Below are 9,177 nucleotides of genomic sequence, written 5' to 3'. Positions count from 1 at the left end.
GCCGCGGCGGCGGGCAGGTATGTCGACGCGCGCGCCGGCCGCCGCGGCGGAGTCGATCAGCAGCGCCACGGGCCGCATCGCCAGCGTGTTGGAGACGATCCGGGTGGTCACCATCAGCGCCTCTGCGGCGGGCTTGCCGAGGCGCAGCTCCAGCTCGCGGCGGGCGCGCGGGACGTCCTCGGCCAGGGCGAGGAAGCTGGGCACCGTGGCGGGCAGCCTCGGGAGCCCGGTGACCCGGCCGACCAGCGCCACCCCGGTTCCGACGAGGTGCAGGCCGAGGCTGACCGCGGCGCGGGCCTGCTGCTCCACGCCGTCGATCGCGCGGGGCGCGGGCACCGCGGCGCCCGAGTCGACCTCCTCGACGATCGCCACGACCTTGTCCATGTCGAGCACGGACGTGTCCCCGCCGACGAACACGCAGCCGAGGGCCCCGTTCACCTCGGCGCGGGGCACGCCGGACGCCAGCAGCCGCTCCTCGAGAGCGCGCGCGAGCCGCTCGGTTCCCGGGCCGCCGATGCCCCGCAGCTCGACGCGGACCCCGCCAGGGCACGGCTGCACCCGGCGGGGGCGCGGAAGCATGCTCCGCACCGGCTCGGGAAGCATGTTCAGCAACGTGTCAACAGGGAGCAGACCAGACCACACCGTGCGGCCTCCTATCAAGGGCGTCCTCGGATGGGCGCCCAGGCACAGCCGCGCGGGCACACGCTTCGTTCAGTTGTCTGTCGTCCGGATCAGGGGCCAACCGGGCTCACCCGCCCGACCGCGCACTACCGGCCGTGCTCTTGCGCTGGGTCGACGTGCTGGAGGTCGAGGCGGTCCTGCGCCGCGTGGTGGCGGTGGCCCCCGTGGTTCGCCTGGTTCCCGTGGTGGTCCCCGTCGTTCGCCTGGTTCCCGCGGTGGTTCCGGTGGTCCGCCTGGTTCCGGCGGTGGTTCCGGCGGTGGTTCCCGCGGTGGTCCCGGTGGTTCGCCTGGCTCTGGTGGTAGCGGTGGCTCGCCTGGCCCCCGTGGTGGCGGTGGCCCGCCTCCGCGTGGTCGTCGCGGCAGGCTTCGGCGGCTCGGCGGGCGCGGGCTCCGGCGGCTTGCGGGCCGCCATCGTGGGCGCACCCTCCCTCCGGGCGCGCTGCGCGATGATCGTCCCGGCGCCGATGGCGGCCGCGACGGGCCATTCGAGCACTCCGAACACGGCCAGGGCGCCGAGCACCCCGTAGTAGGCGACGCGCTCGGGTGCGGGGAGGAACGTCTTGGCGATGTCGACCGCGTGACCGAGCTCCTGCTTGCCGATGTGCGGCATCTGCGGCATCTGCGGCATCGGCACGCGCGGCATCGCGAGGTGCGGCAGGGCGATGTGGGGCATCCGGACGTCGGGCGCGCGGAGCTGGACCGTCATCATCGGCAGATCCAGCGTGAGCCGCCTGCCGGACTCCTTCTTCCGTCCGGGCGCGGCGGTAGCGGTGGACGGACGCCCGCGTGACGGGCGCGTCTGGGCGGCGGCCATGATTCCTCCTCCAGGACGAGGAACGTCCATCCCTGACGCCATGCCAGGGAACGACGGTTCCGAGAGCCGCGGCGCAGCCCTCCATGTCTCCCTATCCCTCGCCGGTCCAGATATTCCGGGCGGAGGTTATATGTCGGGTTGGGCCGTCCCATATTCGCTTCAGGTCGGCTCGTCCCGGTGGAGTAGGTTCGTCTGCCATGGACGTGATCGAAGCCCATCGTGGGCTGCTGCGCGGACTCCTTCCAGACGACGAGCTGCCGGCGCTCTCCGTCCACCGGGGGCAGTTCCACGACGTGGTGATCGGCGCGGAGCGGGTCGTCTGCTTCGCACGGACCGGAGCCGCCGGCGACCGGCTGCCCCGGCGGGCCGCCGTGCTCCGCGTCCTCGCCGGGCTCGACCTCGGCGTCCGCACACCCGTCCCTCTGGATGAGGGGGCTTCCTGGCTGGTGCTCAGCCGCGTCCCCGGGGCGCCGCTGGCCCAGGAGGAGCTTCGCCGCCGCGAGGTCGCCGACCTGGTGGCCGCCCGGTACGCCGCCCTGTTCACCGGGCTCGCCGCGGCGGGCGCGCGGACGGCGGTGCGCGAGGCCCTGCCGCACGCCCCGCGCGACAGGTGGCGGGAGTTCGCCGCGGACGTGCGGGCGGAGCTGTTCGCGCTCATGTCCGACGCCGGACGGGCCCGGGCCGTACGGGAGCTCGCGGCGCTGGACGGCCTTCCCCACCTCACCTCCGCCGTGGTGCACGGCGACCTCGGCGGCGAGAACGTCCTGTGGGAGCGGGTGGGCGGGCTGCCCCGGTTGACCGGCGTGGTCGACTGGGACGACGTCTGCCTGGGAGACCAGGCGGAGGACCTCGCCGCCGTCGCGGCCAGCTACGGCGACGCGCTGCTCGACGCCGTCGTCTCCCGCCTTGGCGCGCCGCGCGGGCTGGCGGAGCGCGTCGCGGCGATCCGCGGCACGTTCGCGCTCCAGCAGGCCCTGTACGCGGCGCGCGACGGCGACCAGCACGAGCTGGACGACGGGCTGACCGGCTACCGCTGACCGGACCGGCTCCGAGGACCAGGGGCGGCGGCCGTTAGGCCGGCTCCTCGTAGGTGATGTGGTACTTGGCGGCGATGCGGTTGAGCTTCTCCGGGTCGAACCTGCCGCTCGTGGTGGCCGCGGGCCCGGCCTCGATCAGGTCCTCGACGTAGCACTCCCAGCCTCCCGGCGAGGAGATCTGCACCATCCGCGGAGGCGGCGTGGACCCCTTGCGCAGGGCGTGCGGGACGCCGTGCGGCAGCAGCACGAACCCGCCCTTGGGCACCGTCTCCGTCCGGTCGTCGAACTCCACCTCGAGCAGGCCGTCCAGGACGAAGATGCACTCGTCGGCCTCGTGGTGGACGTGGCGCGGGATGTCGCGCGCCAGGGTCACCTCCAGCAGGGAGAACCTTCCCTCGGTGTCCTCGGTTCTGGCCTTGATCGCGAACGCGGGCGGGATGGGGATCCGGCTCGGCCGGACCTCGCCGGGGCTCAGCAGGATGAAGCGGTCCTTCGACATGGAGTCTCTCTCTTCTGGCTCGTGCGATAATTGAATGCGGAATCCGGAATCCGTATTCCGCAAAAGTCTAGCCAGAGGATCTCTTCGGATGTCAACTCCGCCGTCCCGCCGCAAGCCGCGTACCGACGCGGAACGCAACCGGGCCCGTGTCCTGGAGGCCGCCCGCGCTCTCTTCGCCGAGCAGGGGTATGACGTGCAGATGTCAGAGGTGGCCAGGGCGGCCGAGGTCGGCGTCGGGACCCTCTACCGGCACTTCCCGACCCGCCAGGCGCTCATCGAGGCCGCCGCCGAGCACCGCTCGGGCGAGCTGCTCGCCTTCGCGAGGGAGACGTGCCTCGCGACCCCCGACGGCCTCGCCCGCTTCCTCGGCCACATCGGCGAGGTGCTGGCCCGCGACCGCGGGATGTCCGAGGCCATCGAGACGGCCATGGGCTCCACCGAGCCGCAGGGGGAGACGCGCACGGCCCTGCAGGCCGTCGCGGGCGAGCTGATCGAGCGAGGCCAGGCCGAAGGCGTGATCCGGCCGGACGTGACGGTCGCCGACGTCAACATGATCGTCTGCGGGCTGGCCGCGGTCATCCGCAACGCCGCCGGCGACTGGCGCCGCTACATCGAGATCACCCTCAACGGCCTCCACCCCCGCTGACCGGCGACCGACCGGAGGGCACGGCGGGCACGATGATCGCGTCGACACCTGCGCCAGCAGGACGCCGCCCGCGGCGGCGAAAAGGGAAAGAGGGGATAAAGGGCTATATTCCGTGATCCTTACTCGCGAGAGTCTGACGCGGAGTCAGCCCGAGGTGATAGAGATTTCCGTCGGGGTGCAAACGTGCCGGAGGCGGGGGCCCGGGCACGGCTTTCTGACAGCTGGGGAGCGGGGGTCTCGTGACGCTGCGGATCCATTTCACGGGCGCGGATCTGGCGCGAACCCGGATCTCGCCGGAGCCCGACGCGATGTGGGAGGTGATGCTCAGCCTGCACAGACTGCGCCGCGGCGAGCAGACGCTGGTCTTCGGCGAGTGGAAGCAGAACGCGCTGGGACGGGTTCCCGCGCTCGCCAGGCTGCTGACGCCGCTGGCGCCGTCCCAGGGGTACGCGGCCGACTTCCTCACGCCGCGCACCGGGTCCGGCTCGATGGAGGCGGGAGTGGAGAGCCTGCGGCGCACCCCGCGCGACCGGCTCCGCGCCGACCTGGCCGAGCTGGTCCGGCGGCATCCCGGCAGGCGGCTGCCGCGCTGGACGGCCGACCTGGCGGCGGGCAGCGCGCAGGCGGTGCAGGCCGTCGCCGGAGCGGTGAGCGCGTACTTCGCGGCGTGCCTGTCGCCGTACTGGTCGCGCATCCGCGGACAGGTCGGCCAGGACCGGACGCGACGCTCCCGCGTGCTGTCGGAAGGCGGCTGGGAATCGGTGTTCTCCACGCTGCACCCGTCGGCGCGCTGGACCTTCCCGACCCTCGAACTCGCCTACCCGGCCGAGCACGACCTCCATCTCCAGGGCCGGGGGCTGGTACTCCAGCCGTCGTTCTTCTGCCGCAAGGACCCCGTCACCCTCCTGGACGAGGGGCTGCCGCCGATCCTGGTCTATCCCATCGAGCACGACCCGGCCTGGGCCCACGGCGAGGGCTCAAGCGGGGGCACCGGCCGGCGTCCGACGCTCGCGGGGCTGCTCGGCCCCACCCGGACCCGGGTCCTGGAGGTCGTCGCCCTCGGCGACTGCACGACGTCCGAGCTCGCCCGGCGGCTCGGCCTGCCGCCGTCCACGGCCAGCAGACAGGTCACGATCCTGCGCGACGCCGGGCTGGCGACCAGCCAGCGCCACGGCAAGGTGGTGTTGCACGCCGTCACCGCGCTCGGCGTCGCCCTGCTCAACGGCCACCAGCCCAACCTGATCGCCTGACGCCGCCCCGGCGGTGTTTGGCGACCGCCCTGGGCGGTATCCCGGATGGAGGGGGGAACATATGAGGACAACCGTTACCGCCGCGCTCGGGATGTTGACCGTTTTCGGGCTGCTCGGGCCCTCCGCCCATGCCTGGCACCGCACGCGCGAGGTCAGCAAACACCAGTACGAGATTCTGCTGAGCCAGTGCCAGTACGCGCACACCTCGGCCGCGCGGGCCGAGTGCCGGGCACAGGTCAAGAAGAACTACCGCATCGGGAAGAAGGACCCGACGCTCGACTGCCGCACGTACGTCGGCGTGACCGTGTGCGGCGAGTTGAAACTGAGCAGTTCCCAACGCGAGTGCGTGCGCGACTCGGTCGAGAAGGGGCTGACCTACCGCCGCTCCGAGGTCGAGTGCTACGTCTTCACCTAGCCGCCCCCGCGTAGTGGGGGCTCCCTCACCCACCCGCCGCGCCGGAGCCGACCGGACAGCTCATCTCACACGCAGGACACCCTGACGCTGCCACCCGGCAGCAACCTCATCGCCTACACCGACGCTCCCGTTGCGCGCCCAGGAACAAATGGGTGGTAACGATGGGGCTTCCCGGACCACTTCCCTGTGTCGGAAGAAGACACCCGGAGAAAGGGCGGGTTGGTGACGGACGATTCTCAACGGTTCACCGGCATCTACGACGAATGCCGGCAGCGCGTTTGGGCGTACGTGGTGAGCCGAGCGGGGCGCCAAGTGGCGGACGAGGTGGTGAGCGAGACGTTCGCGATCGCCTGGCGGCGGCTGGACGACGTTCCGGACCCGGCCCTGCCGTGGCTGCTCGGAGTGGCCCGCAACGTGCTGCGCGACAACGTCCGGGCCGAGGTCCGCCGCGAGGCGCTCAACGCCGAGCTGCGGTCCTGGACCGAGAGCGACGTGGCCGAGCACGTGACGGAGCGGCTCGGCGTGCTCAAGGCGCTGGCCGAGCTGCCCGAGGAGGACCGGGAGACGCTGATCCTGGTCGCCTGGCAGGGCCTCTCGCCGCGTGAGGCCGCACGCGTCGTCGGCTGCTCCCCGGCCACGTTCCGCGTACGGCTGCATCGCGCGCGCAAGCGGTTCCAACGGGGGCTGGAACCTGCCGCGCGGGCCGGAGCACGGGTGCCGAATCTCAGTAAGGAGTGGACATGAACCCTATCGACGAGCTGCGGGCGGCGCGCCCCGCGCACCTGGGCGACGTCCCGGTGGACGAGCTTACGAGGGCGGCCGAGCTGTCGCAGGCCATGGCGGGGCCGCGGCCCGCGCGCAGAAGGCGCGGGATCGTCCGACCGGCCTGGGGGCTCAGCCTCGCCGGGGCCGCCGCGGCCGTGACCGCGGTGGCCGTCGTGGTGTCCGGGACGGGCGGCACGACGCCGCGGGCACCCGCGGGCACCCCGTCGGTCGCCTCGTCTGTCGCCCAGGGGAGCCCCGGACCTCAGGTCCGGCTCTCCGCCCGCGACATCCTGCTGGCCGCCGCCGAGCAGGCGGACCGCCAGCCGGACGAGCCGGCCGCCTACTGGCACACGGCGTCCGTGCGCCGGACCCTGTTCCAGGTCGAGGGCGGCGGATACACCGTCGTGGACCAGGAGCGAAGCGAGGGCTGGACCCCGTACGCGCCCGGCGGGAAGCAGTGGGGCCGGTCGCAGCCCCTGGGCGTGCGCCCGGCGGGCCCGGACGACGAGGCTGCATGGCGGCAGGCCGGGTCTCCGGAGGAGGTCGGCGTCCTGGTGCCGGGGAAGAAGGTGCCGGCCAAGCTGTCGACCACGCCCGGGGCCGTCCGGACCAGCCATGCCGGCCTGGTCGAGGGCGACAAGGTGTTCTGGCTGGGCCGGAACGTGACGATGAAGGACCTGCGCGGCCTCCCGTCGGACCCGGCCGCGCTCAAGGCCTGGCTGCTGCGCTCCTACAAGGGGCACGGCACGGAGTCGTCCAGCGATCCGCAGACGGCGGACGCCTGGCTGTTCGACGTCACCGCCGGCCTGATCACCGACATGCCGGTCACCCCGCGGGTGCGCGGCGCGGCCTTCCGGATGCTCGCCGGCCTGGACGCGGTCGAGGTCGCCGAGGACGTCACCGACGCCGAGGGCCGAACCGGCGCCGCGGTCACGATCGACGAGCGGACCAAGGCCAAGGCGACGGACAAGGACTTTAGTGGGGTCCTGCGCAAGCGGCTGATCTTCGACAGGGCGACCGGGGGTGCGCTGGCCTACGAGAACGTCGTGGTCCAGCCGGGCGGCCTGTTCACGGACTTCGCGCCGGGGACGGTGTGGAACTCCAACGTCGTGCTCGAAGCCGGCTGGACCGACGACAAGCCCGGCTCCTGAGCGAGTCATGTCTCCGCGCGCCGAGTAGCGGATGACGACCGACCGGTGGCGGGACATCCCCCGCCACCGGTCCCCACGTCTTTGGCTCCCGTAACGAAGTCCGGCCTGACCCCCGGCATCGACCTGACACTCGGTTCGGACCCCCGGTTCGGCTTGGCCGACGGTCAATTATGTGAACGATCGGTCGTTAATATAGTGTGACCGCATGGAACAAGACGGCCGACGGCTGCGTGGGCTGCGCAGCCGCGAGACGATCCTCCAGCAGGCGGTGGGGCTGGCCTCGGTCGAAGGGCTGGACGGGCTCTCCCTGGGACGGCTGGCAGCGGCGGCCGGGGTCAGCAAGTCCGCGTTCTTCGCGCACTGGCGCGACAAGGAGCAACTGCAGCTCGACGCCGTGGAGTGGGCCGTCCGGCAGTGGACCGAGCAGGTGGTGGGGCCCGCCCTGCGCGCCCCTGCGGGCGCACGGCGCCTGTTCGCGCTGCATGAGGCGCGGCTGAGGTTCTACGCCGACGGCGTGCTGCCCGGTGGCTGTTTCTTCTTCGCGGTGCAGGCCGAGTTCGATGATCGTCCCGGAGTGGTCCGCGACCGGCTCGTGCGGGCCATGCGCGAGTGGCAGGAGTTCATCCGCCGGCTGGTGGCGGAGGCCGTGACGCTGGGCGAACTGGTCGACAGCGTGGATCCGGCCCAGCTGGCCTACGAGATCGACGCGCTCGGCGAGATGGTCATCATCCACTCCCGCCTGTACGACGGGCCGGCCTCGCTCGTCCACGCCCGCCGTGCCGTGCTCCAGCGCCTGCGTGCGCTCTGCCCTGACCCAGCGCTTCTCCCGGAGGACTGACATGACCGCAGGCGGCGTTTACGAGCCGGTCCAGGTGTATTTCGACGACCTTGACGCGATGGGGCTGTTGCACAACGCGCGGTACGCCTTGCTGGTCGAGCGGGCGATCAGCGCGTACTGGCATCGGCTCGGCTGGGCGTCCGACCCCGGCCGCTCGGCGTTCAAGGACGTGTTCCTGGCCGTACGCGAGTTCAAGGTGACCTACAACGCGCCCATCACCGGGGCGGGCGAGTCGTCGGTGCACTTCTGGCTCGAGCGGATGGGACGTACCAGCGGGTGGTACGGCTTCCGCGTGCTGTCCGCGGACCACGCCGTGGTGCACGCCGAGGGCTACCGCGTCAACGTCAACCTGGACCCTGCCACCCTGCGGCCGACGCCGTTCAGCGACGAACTCCGCGCCGCCGCCGCGCCGCTGATGCTCGCGGAGGCGGCGCCGTGCTGAGGTCGCGCTGGATCGCGGGGCCGGCGGCCGGGCATCCGGGGCCGCTGCTGGCCGCGCTGACGGACTTCCGGATGAACCGGGCACTCGATCTTCCCGGCATCGCGCGGCGCGGCCTGTCGCTGAGTCGCCTGTGGCCGGCGCTGCCCGGCGCGGTGGGCATGTGGTTGTGGGCGGACGTGGTCGACCGCCGGGTCGGCTCGCTGTCGGTGTGGATCGGCCAGGACGATCTTCAGCAGTTCGTCCGGCTGCGCGCGCACGTTAAGATCATGCGCGAGTACCGGCATCGGGGCACGCTCCGCTCCCGTACCTGGCAGATCGGCGCGCTGGACCGAGCCGCCCTGTGGCGCGCTCTGACCACCGTCTCCGCCTGAGCCGGCGGGCCCGGACGCACGGTGTCCGCGCGGCTCGCGGGGCAGGCCGTGGGAACGGCTCGATGTCGGGGACACTGGACTGGAACGAGTTGATCCGCGACAGGCGCCGGGCCGGTGAGTCCGGCGCCTGCCCGAGCGTTAGGAGCCCGATGTGTCCCCCGTCATCCTCTCCGCCGCAGGCGCCTGTCTCGTGCTCGACGGCTCCGGCCCCGGCCTGCCGCAGGTGCGGCACTTCGGCGCGGACCTCGGCGCGGTCGCCGGGCCCGAC

11 protein-coding genes and 1 pseudogene are annotated in these 9,177 nt (G+C 72.5%); 9 read left to right on the top strand and 3 right to left on the bottom strand.

All coding sequences use genetic code 11. The annotated features are described in order from the left end of the window. Together ABZ297_RS45300 and ABZ297_RS45295 are read right to left on the bottom strand one after the other, a co-directional pair. Nucleotides 1–642 (bottom strand): annotated as a pseudogene (locus tag ABZ297_RS45300) (magnesium-transporting ATPase); the annotation flags it as partial. A 106-nt stretch (nucleotides 643–748) separates the two neighbouring features. Further along, complete coding sequence (locus ABZ297_RS45295) at nucleotides 749–1,495, bottom strand: hypothetical protein (RefSeq protein WP_355360305.1); 747 nt, start codon at nucleotides 1,493–1,495, stop codon at nucleotides 749–751. A 197-nt stretch (nucleotides 1,496–1,692) separates the two neighbouring features. Between ABZ297_RS45295 and ABZ297_RS45290 the strand changes: the two genes are divergently transcribed. After that, entirely contained in the window at nucleotides 1,693–2,532 is an 840-nt protein-coding gene (locus ABZ297_RS45290; RefSeq protein WP_355360302.1) for an aminoglycoside phosphotransferase family protein, read from the top strand. A gap of 34 nt (nucleotides 2,533–2,566) precedes the next feature. Here the strand turns inward: ABZ297_RS45290 and ABZ297_RS45285 are convergent, their stop codons facing one another. Further along, nucleotides 2,567–3,031, bottom strand: coding sequence for a cupin domain-containing protein (locus tag ABZ297_RS45285; RefSeq protein WP_355360299.1), 465 nt, complete (start codon nucleotides 3,029–3,031; stop codon nucleotides 2,567–2,569). A gap of 88 nt (nucleotides 3,032–3,119) precedes the next feature. Between ABZ297_RS45285 and ABZ297_RS45280 the strand changes: the two genes are divergently transcribed. From ABZ297_RS45280 to ABZ297_RS45245, 8 genes are all read left to right on the top strand, one after another. Next, nucleotides 3,120–3,677, top strand: a complete 558-nt coding sequence (locus ABZ297_RS45280) for a TetR family transcriptional regulator (RefSeq protein ID WP_355360296.1) — start codon at nucleotides 3,120–3,122, stop codon at nucleotides 3,675–3,677. A gap of 239 nt (nucleotides 3,678–3,916) precedes the next feature. Then, nucleotides 3,917–4,927, top strand: coding sequence for a helix-turn-helix domain-containing protein (locus ABZ297_RS45275; RefSeq protein WP_355360293.1), 1,011 nt, complete (start codon nucleotides 3,917–3,919; stop codon nucleotides 4,925–4,927). Nucleotides 4,928–4,988: 61 nt separating this feature from the next. Continuing rightward, nucleotides 4,989–5,342: a hypothetical protein gene (locus tag ABZ297_RS45270; RefSeq protein ID WP_355360290.1), complete on the top strand. Its 354-nt coding sequence runs from the start codon at nucleotides 4,989–4,991 to the stop codon at nucleotides 5,340–5,342. 222 nt (nucleotides 5,343–5,564) lie between these two features. Further along, a complete protein-coding gene (locus ABZ297_RS45265) occupies nucleotides 5,565–6,086 on the top strand; it encodes a sigma-70 family RNA polymerase sigma factor (protein ID WP_355360287.1) in 522 nt (173 codons plus the stop codon). Continuing rightward, the gene (locus tag ABZ297_RS45260; RefSeq protein WP_355360284.1) at nucleotides 6,083–7,258 is read left to right on the top strand and encodes a CU044_5270 family protein; all 1,176 of its coding nucleotides are present in this window, start codon (nucleotides 6,083–6,085) and stop codon (nucleotides 7,256–7,258) included. The genes ABZ297_RS45265 and ABZ297_RS45260 overlap by 4 nt, the downstream gene beginning before the upstream one ends. A gap of 205 nt (nucleotides 7,259–7,463) precedes the next feature. Further along, the gene (locus ABZ297_RS45255) at nucleotides 7,464–8,096 is read left to right on the top strand and encodes a TetR/AcrR family transcriptional regulator (RefSeq protein WP_355360281.1); all 633 of its coding nucleotides are present in this window, start codon (nucleotides 7,464–7,466) and stop codon (nucleotides 8,094–8,096) included. 1 nt (nucleotide 8,097) lies between these two features. Beyond that, a complete protein-coding gene (locus ABZ297_RS45250) occupies nucleotides 8,098–8,538 on the top strand; it encodes a thioesterase family protein (RefSeq protein ID WP_355360278.1) in 441 nt (146 codons plus the stop codon). Next, nucleotides 8,532–8,909 carry a hypothetical protein gene (locus ABZ297_RS45245; protein WP_355360275.1) on the top strand — a complete coding sequence of 126 codons (378 nt, stop codon included), beginning with the start codon at nucleotides 8,532–8,534 and terminating at the stop codon, nucleotides 8,907–8,909. Before ABZ297_RS45250 ends, ABZ297_RS45245 begins: the two co-directional genes overlap by 7 nt. Nucleotides 8,910–9,177: the final 268 nt, after the last annotated feature.

The sequence above is a fragment of the Nonomuraea sp. NPDC005983 genome, from assembly GCF_040614375.1.
Taxonomy (GTDB): Bacteria; Actinomycetota; Actinomycetes; order Streptosporangiales; family Streptosporangiaceae; genus Nonomuraea.
Note: the sequence above shows the minus strand (reverse complement) of the source record. Positions and strands in the feature narration are given on the sequence as shown.

What these genes read in the sequence shown, in the direction of transcription:
- ABZ297_RS45255 (WP_355360281.1), top strand. Translation starts at nt 7,464, where the DNA reads ATGGAACAAGACGGCCGACGGCTGCGTGGGCTGCGCAGCCGCGAGACG.
- ABZ297_RS45295 (WP_355360305.1), bottom strand. Translation starts at nt 1,495, where the DNA reads ATGGCCGCCGCCCAGACGCGCCCGTCACGCGGGCGTCCGTCCACCGCT.
- ABZ297_RS45285 (WP_355360299.1), bottom strand. Translation starts at nt 3,031, where the DNA reads ATGTCGAAGGACCGCTTCATCCTGCTGAGCCCCGGCGAGGTCCGGCCG.
- ABZ297_RS45280 (WP_355360296.1), top strand. Translation starts at nt 3,120, where the DNA reads ATGTCAACTCCGCCGTCCCGCCGCAAGCCGCGTACCGACGCGGAACGC.
- ABZ297_RS45250 (WP_355360278.1), top strand. Translation starts at nt 8,098, where the DNA reads ATGACCGCAGGCGGCGTTTACGAGCCGGTCCAGGTGTATTTCGACGAC.
- ABZ297_RS45290 (WP_355360302.1), top strand. Translation starts at nt 1,693, where the DNA reads ATGGACGTGATCGAAGCCCATCGTGGGCTGCTGCGCGGACTCCTTCCA.
- ABZ297_RS45270 (WP_355360290.1), top strand. Translation starts at nt 4,989, where the DNA reads ATGAGGACAACCGTTACCGCCGCGCTCGGGATGTTGACCGTTTTCGGG.
- ABZ297_RS45260 (WP_355360284.1), top strand. Translation starts at nt 6,083, where the DNA reads ATGAACCCTATCGACGAGCTGCGGGCGGCGCGCCCCGCGCACCTGGGC.